Origin of the sequence: Nostoc sp. (assembly GCF_036916985.1) — a bacterium.
Lineage (GTDB): Bacteria > Cyanobacteriota > Cyanobacteriia > Cyanobacteriales > Nostocaceae > Nostoc.
In genome coordinates this window covers 282,800-301,462 of sequence record NZ_JBALFD010000097.1, presented here as the reverse complement: position 1 = coordinate 301,462, position 18,663 = coordinate 282,800, and the positions used below count along the sequence as shown (strand labels likewise).

At 40.3% G+C, this 18,663-nt stretch carries 18 protein-coding genes; 15 read left to right on the top strand and 3 right to left on the bottom strand.

The genetic code is table 11. The features are described from left to right. Positions 1-80: 80 nt before the first annotated feature. Entirely contained in the window at positions 81-695 is a 615-nt protein-coding gene (locus V7L07_RS32905; RefSeq protein ID WP_335063783.1) for a Uma2 family endonuclease, read from the bottom strand. Between the two features lie 1,094 nt (positions 696-1,789). Here V7L07_RS32905 and V7L07_RS32900 point away from each other — a divergent pair. After that, entirely contained in the window at positions 1,790-2,767 is a 978-nt protein-coding gene (locus tag V7L07_RS32900) for a sucrase ferredoxin (RefSeq protein WP_335063782.1), read from the top strand. A gap of 115 nt (positions 2,768-2,882) precedes the next feature. Here the strand turns inward: V7L07_RS32900 and V7L07_RS32895 are convergent, their stop codons facing one another. Beyond that, positions 2,883-4,472 (bottom strand): helix-turn-helix domain-containing protein, encoded by a 1,590-nt coding sequence (locus tag V7L07_RS32895; protein WP_335063780.1) that lies wholly within the window; start codon positions 4,470-4,472, stop codon positions 2,883-2,885. A 1,022-nt stretch (positions 4,473-5,494) separates the two neighbouring features. On the opposite strand from V7L07_RS32895, the gene fdxB reads away from it, so the two are divergent. The 8 genes from fdxB to V7L07_RS32855 all read left to right on the top strand — a co-directional run bounded on the left by fdxB (position 5,495) and on the right by V7L07_RS32855 (position 13,251). Next, positions 5,495-5,788, top strand: coding sequence for a ferredoxin III, nif-specific (fdxB, locus tag V7L07_RS32890; RefSeq protein ID WP_229463935.1), 294 nt, complete (start codon positions 5,495-5,497; stop codon positions 5,786-5,788). A gap of 500 nt (positions 5,789-6,288) precedes the next feature. Next, a complete protein-coding gene (locus V7L07_RS32885) occupies positions 6,289-7,278 on the top strand; it encodes a cytochrome c oxidase subunit II (RefSeq protein ID WP_335063776.1) in 990 nt (329 codons plus the stop codon). Between the two features lie 177 nt (positions 7,279-7,455). Next, positions 7,456-9,147, top strand: a complete 1,692-nt coding sequence (gene ctaD, locus V7L07_RS32880) for a cytochrome c oxidase subunit I (RefSeq protein WP_335063774.1) — start codon at positions 7,456-7,458, stop codon at positions 9,145-9,147. Positions 9,148-9,534: 387 nt separating this feature from the next. Next, the gene (locus V7L07_RS32875; protein WP_335063772.1) at positions 9,535-10,131 is read left to right on the top strand and encodes a cytochrome c oxidase subunit 3; all 597 of its coding nucleotides are present in this window, start codon (positions 9,535-9,537) and stop codon (positions 10,129-10,131) included. A gap of 148 nt (positions 10,132-10,279) precedes the next feature. Beyond that, positions 10,280-10,765 carry a hypothetical protein gene (locus V7L07_RS32870; protein WP_335063770.1) on the top strand — a complete coding sequence of 162 codons (486 nt, stop codon included), beginning with the start codon at positions 10,280-10,282 and terminating at the stop codon, positions 10,763-10,765. A gap of 199 nt (positions 10,766-10,964) precedes the next feature. Beyond that, positions 10,965-11,576, top strand: coding sequence for a cupin (locus V7L07_RS32865; protein WP_335063769.1), 612 nt, complete (start codon positions 10,965-10,967; stop codon positions 11,574-11,576). Between the two features lie 58 nt (positions 11,577-11,634). Next, positions 11,635-12,153, top strand: a complete 519-nt coding sequence (locus V7L07_RS32860; RefSeq protein ID WP_335063767.1) for an ArsC/Spx/MgsR family protein — start codon at positions 11,635-11,637, stop codon at positions 12,151-12,153. A 324-nt stretch (positions 12,154-12,477) separates the two neighbouring features. Then, on the top strand, positions 12,478-13,251 hold the full coding sequence (locus tag V7L07_RS32855; protein WP_335063765.1) for an HAD family hydrolase: 774 nt from the start codon (positions 12,478-12,480) through the stop codon (positions 13,249-13,251). Here V7L07_RS32855 and cysK read toward each other — a convergent pair. Continuing rightward, a complete protein-coding gene (gene cysK / locus V7L07_RS32850; RefSeq protein WP_335063763.1) occupies positions 13,248-14,207 on the bottom strand; it encodes a cysteine synthase A in 960 nt (319 codons plus the stop codon). The two genes, V7L07_RS32855 and cysK, sit on opposite strands and share 4 nt — an antisense overlap. Before the next feature lie 1,089 nt (positions 14,208-15,296). Here cysK and V7L07_RS32845 point away from each other — a divergent pair. The 6 genes from V7L07_RS32845 (at position 15,297) to V7L07_RS32820 (ending at position 18,530) form a co-directional block, all read left to right on the top strand. Beyond that, the gene (locus V7L07_RS32845) at positions 15,297-15,719 is read left to right on the top strand and encodes a hypothetical protein (protein WP_335063761.1); all 423 of its coding nucleotides are present in this window, start codon (positions 15,297-15,299) and stop codon (positions 15,717-15,719) included. A gap of 39 nt (positions 15,720-15,758) precedes the next feature. Beyond that, positions 15,759-16,040, top strand: coding sequence for a hypothetical protein (locus V7L07_RS32840; protein WP_179069027.1), 282 nt, complete (start codon positions 15,759-15,761; stop codon positions 16,038-16,040). 2 nt (positions 16,041-16,042) lie between these two features. Then, entirely contained in the window at positions 16,043-16,354 is a 312-nt protein-coding gene (locus V7L07_RS32835) for a hypothetical protein (protein ID WP_179064265.1), read from the top strand. Positions 16,355-16,671: 317 nt separating this feature from the next. Continuing rightward, the gene (locus V7L07_RS32830; RefSeq protein ID WP_069068421.1) at positions 16,672-17,034 is read left to right on the top strand and encodes a hypothetical protein; all 363 of its coding nucleotides are present in this window, start codon (positions 16,672-16,674) and stop codon (positions 17,032-17,034) included. A 124-nt stretch (positions 17,035-17,158) separates the two neighbouring features. After that, on the top strand, positions 17,159-18,166 hold the full coding sequence (locus V7L07_RS32825) for an LLM class flavin-dependent oxidoreductase (RefSeq protein WP_335063759.1): 1,008 nt from the start codon (positions 17,159-17,161) through the stop codon (positions 18,164-18,166). Beyond that, entirely contained in the window at positions 18,156-18,530 is a 375-nt protein-coding gene (locus V7L07_RS32820) for a hypothetical protein (RefSeq protein ID WP_335063757.1), read from the top strand. The genes V7L07_RS32825 and V7L07_RS32820 overlap by 11 nt, the downstream gene beginning before the upstream one ends. Positions 18,531-18,663 lie beyond the last annotated feature (133 nt).

Below are 18,663 nucleotides of genomic sequence, written 5' to 3'. Positions count from 1 at the left end.
ATCAATAATGGATTGCTACACTGAAGTGCTTTTGTCAGATTAAATAAAGCTTTTAATAATAAATTATGGTAGAATGTGCGTTAGTTAGCTGCATCAAAAATCTGTTGCGCGGTTAAATTTAATTGAGGAAAGGTAGGTGATGAAATCGCAGTCTGACCTTGAAACGGTGTCATTTGATATTCACCATCAACTAATTCGCAGACAAAAATAGTAGGTTGCTTAGGATTGCCGATAAACTTTCTTGCGCCCAATGCAGCATAATCAGCAATCCAATATTCAGGAATGCCCATTTCCTCATAATCCCTAAATTTATTGTAATAATCATCTCGCCAGTTAGTTGAAACAACTTCAATAACTATTGGAACCGATGCTGCTTGGCTTACTGTTGACTGTTTTTGAAAAAGCGGTTCATTGTCGAGATTATCAAGATTTAGCAGCAACACATCAGGCGAATAAGCGGATTCGGCAGTAGGAGTTTTGACTAATGCGGTTTTGGGTATAGTGTAGGGAAGGTTCAAGCGATCAAACTCGACAGTTAGCTTACGAGCTATAAATCCTACAACTTTTTCATGCGATCCGGTTGGGGGCGGCATTTCAATAATTACTCCCTTGTGCAATTCATAGCGTTTACCATCGTTAGGATACCATTCGCTAAATTCATTGAAGGTGAGTAACTTGGGCAAGGCTTGGGTCATAATCTTACCTCCACATCTGTTTTACTTTATCAAAATATTCACAATTTCCGTTGAAATAATTCAGTTTTGCATGGAAGTAGAAATATGCGATCGCCACAGCTAGATATTTGGATTAGTAAGTGCGCCTTTACTAGCAACAATTTGTCACAATTGCCAAGCTTTATCTTTTAAATTGAAACTATCAATGCTATTTCTAGTAAGCTATCTCCACGATGAAATCCCTGTTCACCGTGATTTAAGCAACATCCTAGAGACAACAAACTGTAAAGAAGTCATAAAGATTCTTAAATACTTGCATTTCTTATTGACTTCAGTTAGAGTCAAAGCAGATGCCTATCATCAAACCCTGACATAAGCTTCAGGAAGTTAGATTAGGTAAAACGCTAAATACCAAATTTGTTAATGTTGATTTTGGTGACGCTGATAACAATTAGTTACTAGTTTTCATTATTAACTTATCGCACATCAAGTACGGGGCTGTAAAGCATTTGCCCCCAATTTAATTGTTTTTATTTTTCTCATCTAATTGAGAATTATTTGCAATATGGATAGATCGATAGATAGTGTGGAGGAAATCTTAAAACAGTATGGCTTACCAGAGCGATCGCTGTTTATTAAATGTTTCCGCATCTACCTTTAGGAATATGTCTCTCACGAGAGTGGCACAGAATTATATCTTTATGTGTAAAAACAGGATCTATAAGTAGCTATGTAGATAATTTAAGTAAAACTTTAAACAATTAGATTGTTGCTAGAAATATTTTTGATTGTAGTATCAGCTACATCGATATGTTCAGAAAAGCCGAGTTTCCGCAAGTGAAAATTTATGGAATACCAGATAACAATAAAACTAGATACAAAATTAAGGTCACTCATACGGAAAAATATCTCTTGACACTGTTTATCTCTATTGTGGAGAATTTATTAACCGGAAAGACCTCGATCAATAATGATGTTATAAAGTGGCTACCTAGTTTTAACTGGGAAATGAATATTGTTCTTTTTATCTCCTTTAGCCAAGGATTTGTAGCTAAGAACACAATTGTATTTTGTAATACCTTTTGTCCATAAAATACGCTAATGAGTACAGCGAGATGAATACTTTTTTTTGTTCTGATGATTCACGTCAAGTAGGAGAAGATGTTATTGGTAGTGCCACCAATTATCAAACTTATATTTTAGTTGAATGCCCTTTACCTTGGACATCAGAAGCCTTTAATTCCAAATGGGTACCTCAGAATTTGAGGATTTTGGTAGAGGAAGTGAAGCGTGCTAAACTACCGATTAGATTCCTCTTAATTGCTAATGATGTATCACACAAGGTAAATCACACTACGCTTTTGATTTATCAAAAAGAAGAGGGGCTAAGTAATGGATACCATAAACAAGAGTTTAAGCTAGCAAATATTGAGCAAGTAGCAGAAGTTGTCCAAAAATGGATATGGGGTATCGATTCTAATTTGGAAGTAGAAACTAGTACAACTAGAGATATTTTAATTTGCACTCACGGTAGCCATGATAAGTGTTGTGCGAGATATGGCGCTCCTTTTTACTTCCATGTAACAGCGAAAAATGCTGATTTGTGCTTAGATAATGTGCGAATTTGGAAATCATCGCACTTTGGTGGACATCGGTTTGCACCAACAGTCATAGACTTACCAGAAGGAAGATACTATGGTCGTCTAGATCAAGATTCATTTAGATCGATTTTGACTCGGACTGGTGATATTCAATGCTTACATCAAGTCTATCGAGGCTGGGGAATTCTGCCCGCTGCACTTCAGGTTTTGGAAAGAGAACTAATTCTCTCTAAAGGATGGGATTGGTTTAACTACAAAGTTGCAGGCAAAATTTTAGAGCAAAGTTTAGACAATAATACTATCCTAGCTGAACTAAGTTTTGAACAACCTTCTGGTTCTCTCTACACTTACCAGGCTAAACTTGTGAGAGATGAAACCAAGACTCAACAACTGAAGAGTTCATGTAATGCTACAAGAGAGTTAGTAGTTACTAAATATGCTGTCGGTAGTCTTTGGATTAGCTCTAGTAAGGTAATGAGTTATAGTACGTAAAAGAGGAGAGTTTTTAAACGCAGAGGTACGCGGAGTCTTGCTGTATTTAGTATAACGCTGCACAAATTCGTAACAAAATCTCTGCGTTCCTCTGCGTTTAAATTCCAAATCAAGATTAAGTCATATTTAAGACTTTTCTTAACAGAACTTGGTCTTCTAATTTGGCTTTTAAACGACCATTTTCAATATCTCGAATCCAGCTTTGGCTTTTACCTGTGAGTTTTGCCAATTCTCTTTGGGAAAGATTCAAATTTTTTCGCGCTTGCAAAATCTGTTCGCCTAGTAAATCGTTTGTAGCTTTGGGTTTCCTTTTGGCTTTGGCAGTTCTTGTTTTCTTTTTTTCTGATTCTGAAATTTGCTGTTCCCATTCTGGTGGGAGTTCAAAAGCCAAAATCCGCGCATTCATTAGCAGATTCCATTTACCACGGGGGCCTGTGTCTGTGAGGCGAGTTTCAGCACCACCGTCATTAGTCCAAAATTCTAATGCTTCATCTGGATCTTCGGGAAGATCAACTAATTTTGCCCACAAAGGTTGAATTTCTGGTGGGTAGGTAACTGGATCGAAAAGTGGTTTCATTCCATAGTGATTGAGAATTTCTAAATCGCTTTCAAAGGTTCGCAGCAGACGTTTGCGTTCTTCCCGTTGTCTGGATGCAAGGGCAACTTTTTCTTCACCGTAAGCAATACGCAGCAAGGTAGGAATGGTGATGCGTTGTTCCTTACCCATTTTGGTTTTAAACAGCAACCACAGCATTAGTCGAACTGCGCCTTCATGTTGCTGCCAAATGCTCATGACTGTGGTTAGCAGGGTTTTAGGGAGGCTGCCGTATTGATAGAATGCGGTTCGCTCTTTACATGCTTGTTTGTTTAAGAAATATTGTGCCCATAAGCCTGCTTTTACTTTAAAAGTTAGCCCAATTAGATATTTGCATCCGAGATTGTCTTCTTGGAAGTGGTGCTGAATATCTACTAAGTGCCATAAGCGGCTGTTTGTAACAGAGAATCCGTTAATTCGACCTTGTTGGGGCCAGTCAATGGAGATAATCAGAGAGCAAGCTTGCTGAACAATATTTTTCATTAAAGCTAGCTTGGCAGCTTTGCTTAAATCTTTGCGTTTCTCCATACCCAAATATTTCTCGATTTGTCGCTCATCGATCGCAAATTCTTGCTCCCAAGGTTGCTCTAAGGCTGTAGCATAGGCTGCAAAAATTAGATGTATGCAGGCGGCTCTGATGTCAAGTCCCTCAATTGCTGCTATATCTGTGGCCTTGTCGTTAACTTTTAATGGATCTTGGATATGAAAAGCGATCGCACCTCGCCCTTGATTGACTTGTCGGCTGTAACTGATGTAGCCTTCTTCATCGGTTTCCCAATGTAGTGATGTGCGCTGCGCTAGTACATTACAAGCTTCCCAAATTGCGATCGCTGACGCAAATGGGTTATTTTTGCCATTAGAAAACAAGTCTAAGCTGCTAGCATCTCTCGGTTCAACTTTGCATCTTCCCTTTTTCGCCTGCCAAGGAATGGGAGAATTAGTTGGACAAGCTATTACACATTGCGGTTTTGAATAATAGCCCTCACAATTATTACAAAGACCAGGATCAACCCAGTATTCATTGTCCTCTATTTTGATTGCACCCGTAGGACATTGGGGGCGGCAGTTGTCACATCCAACGCAACTGTTGTTAGGAATTGTATAAGGCATAAGGCTCTTTTCCCACTCTAATCGTTGAGATGTCTGTATCAGGTCTCCCCTGGATGAGTCCTGTTTATTCATGACTCGCTACCACATTATCTTTCTGGCGAGAATAATCTTTTCTCACCACATTCACTTCCCACATCCATATTTGGCTTTGTATCCAATTGGAAGCTATTTAAGGCTTTAAAACCAGACCTATTAAAACTTCTTATTAACTATACATTTCATGAAAAAAATGATTAATTTGTTCGTGCCGAGCTTAGGAAAAAATCTTAACATTAATTTAATTACGTATTTAATGAACAATTTAGCTTTGACCATAAAATCTTACCCAAAGTCTTTTTAGGAAAAAAATAAGCCTCTTAGAATTGGACTTCATCTGATTTGTTAACAATTTTAATATTTAATGCATGATAATATTCTGCCATAAAGTTTACAGTTACTTCATAAATTAATTCTGTTTATTCCGGTCAAGTAATAATATTCCTTTTGTCACGATTTATCTAAATATTTAAATCAAAATAACTTGAAAATTGTTGCTTTCTAAACTACATATTGCAGATATCAAAATGTAACTAATGAACATATAATCTAGTATAGATGCATACTGTTTATATGAAATTATTTGCTTAAATCTAAAAATATTTGCAAAAGAATATCATTACCCTTATAGATATAGTTGCATTTGCTGGAAATAATAGTTAAATCAGCAGTTTTACTTTTTATTTATGCTCTGTATGGAAATGGCTGATTGGGGGCTGCTGCTTGCAGTCAGATATTGAGTCTCTGACTCAATGAATGCATTTCCATGCAGAGCATAGGAACGAGGAATAAGAGAGATTTATAATAATTATTGGCAATAATTTTCATCTATGAATTGAAATAAAAAACAATTTAACATTGTGTTCAGAGTCATCGAAATTTGATGAGATAAAAGTAAGTTTTGAATACAAAAAAATAAAAGATTAGGATAGTATGATGATTAATGCACAAACAGATTGACAGGCAAAATTGCCGAGGATTTATTCATGGCACAACTAACAGGTTTGACATTTGGCGGTAAGGCTTGGACACCAAAATTTGCTCAGGAAATTGATAAAGATAAATGTATCGGCTGTGGCAGATGCGTTAAAGTCTGCGGCTACAATGTGCTTGGATTGAAGGCACTCAATGAAGAAGGCGAATTTGTAGAAGATGAAGATGATGATGAAATTGAACGGAAAGTAATGGCAGTTACTTCTCCAGAGAATTGTATTGGTTGTGAAGCTTGTTCACGGATTTGTCCGAAAAACTGCTACACCCATGTTGCATTAAACAATTAAGGTTTTTGGAGTTAGTCAAAATTGTTGTTAATTCAAGGAGGCACTGTTTTTAATCAGCGCCGAGGCGCTAGGCAAGGTAACTTGAGGGGAATATTAAATATTTACTGTAAACTATCAAAAGTTCACAGTAAACAAATCCGTAAATCGTAAATTGTTCGCTATTAACAAATTTAAACTTGCTGCTAATATAGCCTAATCAACATTAGGACTAACAGTGCCCCTTGGAACAACTAGCTTTTCTGAAAGCAGGGGGCTAATTTTGTGGTACGAGTTGAAATATAATTTGTAATTTTGTGGGGGAAGGATATGGAAAAAATCTGGAAGTTTCCCCCTTTTTTAATGGCTGCACGTTAGAAATTTAATAAGTGAAAAGGAAATGGTAAATGGGGAATAGGGAATGGGAAATGGGGAATAAGTAACAATGCCCAATGCCCAATGCCCAGTGCCCAATTTCCACAAAATAACACCTCTCAAGACGGTTTACAAAGTAGGTAGCAGGTATGCAACAAGTTCCTGTTTCACTATGGACTCTGGTTGCTGGGATAGTAGTTACAGCAATCAGCATTTGGATCGGACAAAACCACACTCTCATGCCGGTGCAGGCATCGTTACAAGCGCCTTTGGTAGACGGTTTTTTCAACGTCATGCTTACCATTGCGATCGCACTCTTCTTAGTGGTAGAAGGAACTATTCTGATTTTTTTGGTTAAGTTTCGTCGCCGTCGCGGTGATGATACCGATGGTTTACCAATAGAAGGTAACGTTCCCTTAGAAATCTTCTGGACAGCAATTCCAACGGTAATTGTCCTCGGTTTGGGTATCTACAGTGTAGATGTTTTTAACCAAATGGGCGGTTTTGAGCCTGCCGGTCATCCTCATTCAGCAGCTCATGTTGCTCATCAGTCGGGAACTGCTCTTGCAGCTACACTCAGCGATGCTTCTGAAGCAACTACAGCCCCCACAATTGCCCCGACAATTGGTATCGGCGCGTCTCCTCAAACCCTTAACAAACCAGCTGACTTAGTTGTTGATGTCAAAGGGATACAGTACGCCTGGATATTTAATTACCCCGATAGTGGTATTACCTCTGGGGAATTGCACATACCTGTTGGTGCTGATGTGCAACTCAACCTTTCAGCAGACGATGTAATTCATTCATTCTGGGTACCAAACTTTCGGCTGAAGCAAGATGCACTTCCCGGTATCCCTACCGAACTACGATTTGTGGCGACCAAACCAGGTACATATCCCGTAGTTTGTGCTGAGTTGTGTGGTGGTTATCACGGTTCAATGCGGACACAGGTAGTTGTCCACACGCCGGAAGCTTATGATAGCTGGCGGACAGAAAACCAGATTGCTCAACAGCAAAACCTCAATCAAGTCATTGCAGTTAATCCAGCCGACTTATCAACATCAGAGTTTCTCGCTCCTCACACCCATGATATGGGAATTAGCGCAGTAACTCTAGAGTCATTGGTCATGAGTCATTAGTCAAACGATTTTGGATTTTAGATTTGCGATAGCGGAGCGTCTTTTAGATTGGTTCCACCCACACTTTTACAGGCTTTGTCACCACCAGGGATGGGGCATAAACCAAAAAATTCTTTTAATCCAAAATCCAAAATCCAAAATCTAAAATTGCTGGACTCCGCATAGTGGTAAATAAATATGACGCAGGTAGAATTTCCACGGAATAATCCACCAGAAGAAAATAAACCGGAAACTCTGGTGGCTGGCCACACCTCCCATCCGAAGGCGTGGAAATGGCAAGACTATTTTACATTTAATGTTGACCACAAGGTTATTGGTATTCAATACCTGGTGACAGCGTTTGTGTTCTATCTCATCGGTGGACTGATGGCTGTTGCTATCCGTGCCGAATTAGCAACACCAGATGCAGACTTACTCGACCCCAATCTGTATAACGCTTTCATGACTAATCACGGGACGATCATGATCTTCCTGTGGATTGTCCCTAGCGCCATTGGGGGTTTTGGTAACTTTTTGGTGCCGTTGATGGTTGGTGCTAGGGATATGGCTTTCCCGAAGCTGAATGCGATCGCCTTTTGGTTAAATCCCCCAGCCGGTGCGCTGATATTAGGTAGTTTCTTTTTTGGCGGTTCCCAATCTGGTTGGACAGCTTACCCACCTTTGAGTTTGGTGACAGCACCAATCGCTCAAACTATGTGGATATTAGCGATCGTTTTGGTGGGAACTTCTTCAATTTTGGGTTCACTGAACTTTGTGATCACCATTTTGATGATGAAGGTTCCTAGCATGAAATGGGATCAAGTGCCCTTGTTTTGCTGGGCAATCTTGGCAACTTCCTTGCTGGCACTTCTCTCCACACCTGTATTAGCAGCCGGTTTAATTCTGCTGTTATTTGACCTCAACTTTGGCACCTCTTTCTTTAAACCAGATGCAGGCGGTAACGTTGTAATTTATCAACACTTATTCTGGTTTTATTCTCACCCGGCAGTATATTTAATGATTCTGCCCATTTTCGGTATCATGTCGGAGGTGATTCCAGTCCACGCTCGTAAGCCAATCTTTGGTTATAAAGCGATCGCTTATTCTAGTGTAGCTATCTGCGTTGTTGGTTTGTTTGTCTGGGTACACCACATGTTTACCAGTGGCACACCCGGTTGGATGCGGATGTTCTTCACCATCTCCACTCTGATAGTTGCAGTTCCCACTGGCGTGAAGATTTTTGCCTGGGTTGCTACCCTCTGGGGTGGTAAAATTCGCTTCACCACGGCGATGCTTTTCGCCATTGGCTTGTTGTCTATGTTTGTCATGGGCGGCTTAAGCGGTGTGACGATGGGAACAGCCCCCTTTGATGTTCACGTCCACGACACATATTATGTTGTCGGACATTTCCACTACGTTCTGTTTGGCGGTTCCGTGTTTGGCATCTACGCCGGCATTTATCACTGGTTCCCCAAAATGACCGGACGAATGCTAAATGAAACCTGGGGACGCATTCATTTTGCCCTCACTTTTATCGGCACTAATTTGACCTTTTTACCCATGCACGAATTAGGTTTAAAAGGAATGCCCCGACGAGTGGCAATGTATGACCCCCAATTTATCGACCTCAATCAGATTTGTACCTTTGGTTCATTTGTTTTGGCGATATCAGTAATTCCTTTCGCCATCAACATCATCTACAGTTGGCTGAAAGGGTCTTTGGCTGGTGATAATCCTTGGCAAGCTTTGACTTTAGAATGGACAACTAGCTCACCACCAGCAATTGAAAACTGGGAAGTATTGCCCGTTGTGACTCATGGCCCTTATGACTATGGCCACGCTCATAGTACTGAAATACAGCCATCTGCAACGCCGGAAGCTAGTGCTTAGTACAGCTTTGTTTGCGTAAAAACGTAGCGTTTTTAATGCAAGCCGACGCATTCACAATGCAAGCCGACGCATTCACAATGCAAGCCAACGCATTCACAATGCAAGCCAATGCATTCACAATGCAAGCCAACGCATTCACAATGCAAGCCAACGCATTCACAATGCAAGCCAACGCATTCACAATGCAAGCCAACGCATTCACAATGCAAGCCGACGCATTAACATTGTCGGGTATTGCTAAATTTAATTCGCTACGAATTTATGAAATGCTGTACTTAGTTAAGAAATAACTCTTGTGGGCTTGGATATCCGAAAACCCATCCCACAAGAAAATCAACATTGTGAAGAATTCAATTGCCCGACGCTTCACCTTTAAGGGTAAACAATATGACCATAGCTACGACAAGTGAAGATCACAGTGCAGGACACGAAGAACATCCAGATTTAAGAGTTTGGGGTCTATTAACATTCCTTGCCTCTGAATCTCTGATGTTTGGGGGATTTTTTGCCACCTATTTGTTTTTCCGAGGTACTACAGCAGTTTGGCCTCCAGAAGGAAGTGAAGTAGAATTACTTGTGCCGACAATTAACACCATTATTCTGGTGTCTAGTAGCTTCGTGATTCACTTCGGTGATACGGCGATTAAAAAAAATAACGTCAAGGGAATGCAACTGTGGTATGCGATTACTGCAATCATGGGGGCAATTTTCTTAGGTGGTCAGGTTTATGAGTATTCAACATTAGGATATGGACTGACTACCAACGTCTTCGCCAACTGCTTTTATATCATGACCGGGTTCCACGGTTTGCACGTTTTTGTGGGACTGTTATTGATATTACGTGTATTGTGGCGATCGCGTCTTCCTGGTGAATATTCTGCAACCAATCATACTTTCATCGAAATGGCAGAAATTTACTGGCACTTCGTAGACATTATTTGGATTGTTTTATTCACTTTGGTGTACGTTCTTACTTTGTTTTAAATTGGATATTGGGCATGGGGCATTGAAAAGAGGCGGAGGGGCGGGGTGCGGGGGGCAGAGGGGAAAACTCTTCTCTCTCACTTCTTCCCTAGTCCCCAATCCCCAATCCCCAATTCCCAGTCCCCAGTCCCCAATCCCCAATCCCAATATGCAGACTAATACAAACCAATTCTCATGGTTCCAGGTTCCAGAAGATGTCAAAAATCTATTAATTTTAGCTGCACAAAACTGGGAAAATACATCAGTATCAGAAAAATATATTGAACAAGCTTTAGCACAGACTGGTGAGAATACAGATGTCTTGGTAGCAGCCTATAGATTTTTCTATTATAAAAATAATTATTCTCTTGCACTACAAACAACAATCAAATTATTAGATAAAATTAAAGAACTAGAAAAATTCCCTGATAACTGGGAGCAACTTCAGCCTATATTAGTCAATCGCAAAGAAGACCCACAAATTCGATTGTACTTAAATGCTTATGCTGCTTCTGGATTAGTACTAGCAAAGTTGGGAGAAATTGAGCAAGCAAAAGAAATCAGCACCAGAGTCAAACAGATAGACGACAAGAATGATTTTGGTTCTGGAATTCTGCTGGATATTTTGACACGCCCAGCAGAAGAAGATGATTAATTAGTCAGCAATGAAAAGTCAAGGTGAAAATCATGAACAATTGGTTATCTACTAAATCCTATTCTCTATTAGGAGCGGCTACTGATAGTAACTCTATCATTCCTCCTATCAACATACCTACAAAATTTCCTGTAGGTAATATCCCTAATGTCTCACCGATCATTGTGATCCAATCTTCTCCATTATCAATTTAAAAGTTATGAAAGGTAGGGATTGGCTGCTAACAGGGGACGGTCAGCATCAAGCCTGTAAATCTGTAAGAGCATGGGATTTATTGAGAGAAAATTACCGCCTTTATCGGTTTTTAACTGAGGTGGAAGATGTTCTCAATGGCAGTGAAAATGAAACCACTTGTCTGCCAGAAATTCGGATGCTCGTAAGGCGCTTGATAGTAAATTCCTACTGGGTGCGAAGTCAACATTTAGAGCCTTCGCCTAAAACGGGAACCTCTGTTTTACTCCTATATGATGAATTGGGTTTTCCGTTGACGGTGCAAACAGTAACATTTGCACCAGGAACCCGTTCAAACATTCATAATCATGGAACGTGGGGAATCGTAGCGGTGCTAAAAGGCCAGGAAAAAAATACTTTTTGGCGACGCACCAATAGCCCAGAATTTCAGGACAAAATTGAAGCAACGGGAGAAGTAACTCTCTTTCCAGGAGACATTATTAGCTTTACTCCCGATGCAATTCACAGTGTAGAAGCAGTGGGTGAGGAACCAACTGTGACTTTTAATATTTATGGCGAAACCGATCCGAATGAGAGGTTTGAGTTTGACTTAGTTAGCCATAAAGCTAGGAATTTTTAATTTCATCGGTTCGTAGTTGGTCCTCTAGCGCTCAATGAGTAATTTAGGAGATAGTTGCATGGCAAGAGTAAGTTTCTATAGCAAACCAGGCTGTAAAGGTGGTACTAAGCAAAAAGTTTTGCTCACTGCTGCCGGTCATGAGGTGATACCATACAACCTACTAAAAGAACCTTGGACAGTTGAACGGTTGCGCTCATTTTTTGGCGATCGCCCCGTAGCCGAATGGTTTAATCTTTCCGCCCCTAAGATAAAATCTGGTGAGGTGGTTCCTGAAAAAATCGATGCCCAAACCGCGTTGGCGCTGATGCTGAAAGAACCACTATTAATTCGCCGTCCTTTGTTAGAAGTAGGCGAACAGCGTGAAGTAGGATTTGATGTACAAAAGATTGATGCTTGGATTGGCTTACAGGCTGTAGATGAATCCTTGCAAGAAATCAGCGACAAGCTTTTGAAGCAAGATTTGCAAAGCTGTTCCCACGCTAAAGATCATCATCACGAGCAGCATAATCAGAAAGGTGGCTGTAATCACGGTAACGATTCTCAACAACACCAAAAGCAAGGCAACTGTAAGCATTAGTACAAGATAACTTTGAGATGCGACAATGCTCTCAAGTATCAATAGACAACTTTGGAGTGAATTAGTATTCGTAACATCTCGTAAAAATATGCTTATTTTTATCTCAGATGTTACGAAGCTATACTTGCATAGGCATATTTAAATTACTACATTCTTTATCTCATAAGCTTTTTAGCCTCTTTTGTCTCCCCATCAGGTGTTTTATTCATTTGGAATGGGTGGTTTATTTACGCCGTACTGTACTAGTCCCACGAATATGGTGTTTTCTTATGAATGACTTAGGATTACTATATATTTTTGGCTTAATACATAGTTAGCTGGGCAATGAAAACCGTCCTCTTTGACTTAGACGATACTCTTATCCGCCATGATGCTGCGATTAGAGGTGCATCTGAAGAACTATTCGCGCAGGTTTTACCTGGACGAAGCGAAGACTGTAACGAATTTGTAGAGAAATGGATATCAGCTAACGCTTCGTGGTATGGAAAATTCTACAACGGTCAGGTAAGTTTTCAGGAGTCAGGACGGGGGAAGTTGCGAGAGTCGTTTAGTGAATATGGATGTGTATTTTCCGATAGGATGGCTGATGCTCTGCTGTTGGAGTACTGGGAGCGTTATGTTGGGCTGTGCCAGTTGTTCGATGATGTCCTGGAATGCCTTGAGAAATTAGATGGGTACAAGGTTGGAGTCATTACAAATGGTCAAGAGGCTCAACAGATTAACAAACTCAAACGCTGTGGTATTTTATCCGAGTTCGATGTCGTTGTTACATCCCAGAGAGCAGGAGCAGCGAAACCATCGGCAGATATATTTGTATATGCGTGTGAACAGCTTAGAGAATCTGCATCAGATTGTGTCTACATTGGGGATAACTTGAAGTTAGATGCGATCGCTGCGACAAAAACTGGAATGTTGGGAGTGTGGCTTGACCGTGAACAGAAGACTTCCGAGATTGACTTATATGATGGGGAAAAGATTAATAGTCTTTCGCAAGTACCTGCGCTATTGGCAAAGCTAGCAAGGGACAAGCACCGAATGAAATTGCTAGAGCCAAATGAGAGGGACAGGGAGTACTCCGTTATCCCTCTGTCTCCTTAACGCACCCCAGCAGTTTCTAAAGATAAATCTTGAAACATGGGTGTGCTGAGGTAGCGTTCACCAAAGGAAGGCTGAATCATCACAATTAAACGTCCGGCATTTTCTGGACGTTTACCTACTTGAATTGCAGCACACAAAGCTGCACCAGAGGATATCCCAGATAATAAGCCTTCTTCTTTTGCCAAACGTCGCCCATAAGCGATCGCTTGTTCATCGCTGACTCTAATTACTTCATCAACCAATTCTAAACGGAGAACATCGGGGATAAATCCAGCCCCAATACCTTGAATTTTATGTGGCCCGGCTTCACCACCAGAGAGGACTGGGCTGTTGCTGGGTTCAACTGCGATCGCTTTAAAAGTCTTCTTACGCTGTTTGAGTACTTCTGCAATCCCAGTAATCGTCCCACCAGTACCTACCCCAGCAATGACAATATCTACTTCTCCGTCTGTATCTGTCCAAATTTCTTCGGCGGTGGTTTCCCGATGAATTTTGGGATTGGCAGGATTGCAGAACTGTTGCAGCATAAAAGCATTGGGAGTCTTAGCCACAATTTCTTCAGCTTTGCGAATTGCTCCCCGCATACCTTCCGCGCCTGGTGTCAACTCCAAAGCTGCACCATAAGCCCTCAGCATAGCCCGTCGTTCTTGGCTCATTGTCTCAGGCATGGTCAAAATCAAACGGTAGCCACGCGCTGCTGCTACCATTGCTAGAGCAATTCCTGTATTCCCTGAAGTAGGCTCAACTAAAATGGTTTTTCCTGGGGAAATTGAGCCAGCCGCTTCTGCCGAGAGTACCATACTTAACCCAATGCGGTCTTTTACCGAAGCCGCTGGGTTCATACCTTCTAATTTAACAACTATCCTTGCTACTACTCCCTCAGCTTGAGGAATCTTATTCAGTTGAACTAAAGGAGTTCGTCCAATCAGTTCGGTTATGTCTTGAGCAATTCGCATTATTTAACTCCTAAAATCCTAAATATTAGTACAGAGTATTTACTTATAACAATAAGCTTTTATATATTTAATTTGCAGTTTAGTGTCAATGAGTGCATATACTATGTATTCTAACTAAACCACAAAATATGAAAGTTTGGGAAGAACTTTTATCAGAATAATTCCGAGATCAGGAGTCAGAATTCAGAACAATACAGTTCAGTTAAGCTTCTCTTCCTTTGCGTCATTCTCTGACGAGACGATTACTTCAGCAGACAACTAGCCTACCATCCTTCTATTTTACCATTTGGAATTGCTGACTATTGTCTCGGAGGCTAAGATTAATTTTTGATGATTCTGTATATATGAATAATTTTTCCTATTTTTTTTATTTGTTATGGAAATACCATTGACTTTTAAAACATTTAATTGTTTTTTCTATTTTATTGGTTTATCTTTATCAAGAGACATTGATATTTTCTTTTGAGTGCAGATTTTCTCAGCCCAAAATTGCATCCCAAATAGTCCTTAAGCATTGCCTACATTGCATTTGGGTTGAGTACAAAAACACCAGAACCCCACCTCAAAAACACTAGAACCCCGTTCTAAAAACACTAGCACCCATACCCCAAGGAATTTTTATAAGACTTATCAGGGGCGGATTACAAGCTTTGAGTACTATTCTAATGAATTTAATAATCTTAACAGGGCTGGGGTAAACTGTTTTGTGGAGAGCGGCTGATATAAATCGTATAGGATTTACGCAGAGATTCCCCTCTACCCCCCAACATTCCTGAGCGAAAGCTGAGTGAACTAGGGGGGACTTCTTAATCTCTCTTTTGAGAGTAAGATGAAACCAGAGGTCTGAATCTAAGTGCGTTATTTCTGACTGAATAATCCTACGTTTTGTAAAAAAGGTGGTAACTTTTGATTAGTTTGTAGTCAGTAGTAATTAGAAAAATAACTGACAACTAATGATTGTAAAAATTACCAATTACACATATTTTAATATCAAAACTGTTTCATAGGTAGAAATATCTAACTACTTTAGATAAACAGCAAAAGATATTTTCTTACTAGGTGCATACTACCTGGCAAGGGAGAGCCAAGATGAAAGCCAAACTTTTAAATGTTCTTACAGTTTGCGTCGTTACCTTAGCAGTGCTTTCACCGGAACTAGTAGTATTTGGCATAATTTGGGAGCGACATCTAGAGTTAGTAAAATCTCAGAATTTAGCTTACCAAGTTAACCACACTACTACAGATGCTCCCGCCTTGGCTCCCCAGACAGAGGGTACACATTCCCCTCAGACTAGTATTCCATCCTCTGATCGTAATGTGGTTCATCAAATGCTGACTGTTGCTGAACAATATAAATTTGCCACTATCCTGCAATGGTTCTTCTTGTTAACCCCGATTTGTGTTGGGTTAGGGATTCTCTTTTACGACAGATATCTAGTTCATCGTGCTGCTGTTTTAAAAGAACAAGTTGAAATGTTAGAAAGGCTGTGGCAGCAAAGTATCGAACAGTAACTCATTCACAATTTACTCACTCAAATCAAGAAAATGACCATGACAGACCAACGCCAAAGCCTGTATTTTAATCTGATTGATGAGTTACTCAGATGCCCTAACGGTCAAGAACCAGAAATTTTAGAATCTAAGCCAGAATTGATTGATTCCGGCTTAGTACAAACAATGTTACAAGTAGCAACTATGTTTGCCCATGAAGGTAATCAAGATGGTGCCCAATTTCTATTTTTTGTGGCGCGTGAGTTAGCGAAAGAATTAGGTTTATACCCGGAAGTTCCCAGTACTGAAGTTGCAAATACTGAAGTTGCAAGTAAGGAGTAAAAATGCTGTTGACTTCAACCGATGCGGGACAAATAGCTTTAGAACTGCTGATGGCAGATTGGAATATTTCAGAAGAGAACCGAGAGTGGTTCACAATCTTTAACTCTCGTCTGATTGGCGAGAGTTGGTACACTGTGGAATTAGGGATAGAAGGATTTCCCGATCGGTGGTTTATTCAAGTATATGACACTGGAGTGTGCGATCCAAACTATACATTTATTTCACCAATTCGTGGTTCGGAAGGATTTACAGATTTTGTAAATGTGCCGGATATCATCGCCGAGGTTTTAGTTTGTGAGCGCAATGCTCGGTAATAATTAAAATTCAAAAGTTAGAATTCAACATCATAGTATTTGGGAGCATCTCACCTTTACAAATATACCTGGCGATTAGGGAAATCCAAGAAATAAATTATCCAATATTGTGAGGTGGGCAACATGAGTGCCCAGTTTATATGGCGGGCAAGATGCCTACCCCACAAGAGTTAATTGTATAAAGACGCTTTACGCCAATCTGAGGTGATACCAAATAAGGTACACCTTTTTTTGTGTAATATTTAATATTTTATTTAAGCCTAGCAAGCTATTTTGTCATATTTAATTGATAAAATTATGTTATATTAAATAGCGTGATGGACGCTACAGAAATATCAGTTCCAATGATTGCTGAAGATATCTTAGCCAAAGAATTCACAAGAGTCGTCAACCATTACTACCCGCAAGTTGGAGAATTGCTGGATGGGTGTTATGTAAAAGTTATCACCTGTTTTTGGGGACGACCTGCCAGACGTTTGCAATATATAGGAATTTATTGCTCTGACGAAATGATTTCCTGTGTGCAAGCTCAAAAAGAAATACTCAGAGAAGTTGCAGACAATATGGGTTTAATCCAGGTTGTTTGTATGAATGCCAAGCGATTATTGCGCGATCCGATGTCGAAAGTCAAAGAGAACAACCCACGTCTATGGTTGGAGTTACAGTGGGTTGCAACTTAGTGATTCATGGCATTAATTGAGAGGGGAAAATGTTTTTGTAGTAAGCACTAAAGTGTTTACTGCAAACCTATCGACCACTAGAATAACCAGCACCTACGGTGAATACAAAGTATCAACATAAGTAATGAAAACTGGAATTTTCTGCAATTACGATAATTTTCACCAAGATGCTCGTCGTGCCATGTTTGAGCAAGTCGCGCTGGTAAAACAGGCTGAAAGCTTGGGTTTTGAGGAAGCTTGGGTAAGCGAACACCATTTTAGTGAATCCAATCTTAGCCCGTCCATGTTGCTGTTAATGGCACACTTGGCGGGATTGACTTCAACTATCCAATTAGGCACTGCGGCGGTGTTACTGCCATTCCATAACCCGATTCGGGTGGCGGAAGATATTGCCACTTTGGATAACTTGTGCAATGGACGATTATTATTTGGAGTTGCCAAAGGTGGCCCCTTTCCCCAACAAAACAAGCATTTTGCGACCCTCCCAAGTGAAGCCCGTCCTAAGACGCTAGAGGCGATCGCACTGATTCAAAAGCTCTTGTATGAAACTGATGTATCATTTAATGGGCGATATTATCAATGCGATCGCTTGACAATTTACCCAAAACCATTGCAGAGTCAAATACCAGTGTATGTTGCCACTGGCGGCGATGATGGGATCGAATTGGCTGCTAAACATTCCTTCAGCTTGATGGGTGGGCCGCCATTTTCCCTAGAAAGATTGAAGGATACTGTTAACAAATATCGAGCCTTAAATTCTAGTGGTGCGGAAAAATTAGTGTTGGCACGCTTCTTTTATGTTGGCAAAACATTTGACGAGGCAGTGAGTGAAGCGTTACCTTTCGTTCGCAAATTTAGCCAGAAAATGAAAGCTAACTCGGCTGAAGTATTGAAAAATAGTGCGAATCTCAACCAAAAACCATTCGACCGCACAAATATTTGTTTCGATGAAGATTATTTGATTGAGAATTCAATTATCGGTGATGTGGAGACTTGTCGAGACAAAATCAAGAAATTTCAGGACGAATTAAATTTAGGTACGCTAGCACTCAAACCCTCGTCTGCGGATTTGCAAAAAAACCTGGACAGTTTGACGCGCTACAACCAAGAGGTGCGAAATTATGTCTTCTAAACTATACTTGCTTCCTCCCGATGATTTACCTCCCACTGAGGTAACGAAACAGGATGGAATGCTGCAAATGGAGCTAGAACAGTCTACTGGCAGATGCTTTTATCAAGCCTGCGATCGCATTACGCGAGTCCTATTATCTAATTGTCAGTGGTATCTCACAACAAATGCTAGCATCCTCACATTAATTATTGATTGCCCTGACTTAGTATCTTACTGGCATATTGTCAGCAATATTCCCCAGTTAGGTAATAGGTTAGAGCGGTTTGCTAGCAATGGCAAAATCCGCGTTTATCCGCCATTTGGCAAAGGAACGCCGTTTGAAATCAGCGTAAATGAAATATCAGCTTATCGAGATTGGCTTTGAGGTATAGCAGGGGACTGGGGACTGGGGACTGGGTTGAAAATCTTTTTATATATAGGTTTTATCATCAGTTAATGTCCTAACCTCCTTATCCGTTGCTATAAATAGTCACGAATTGGGAATCAAACATATAGCT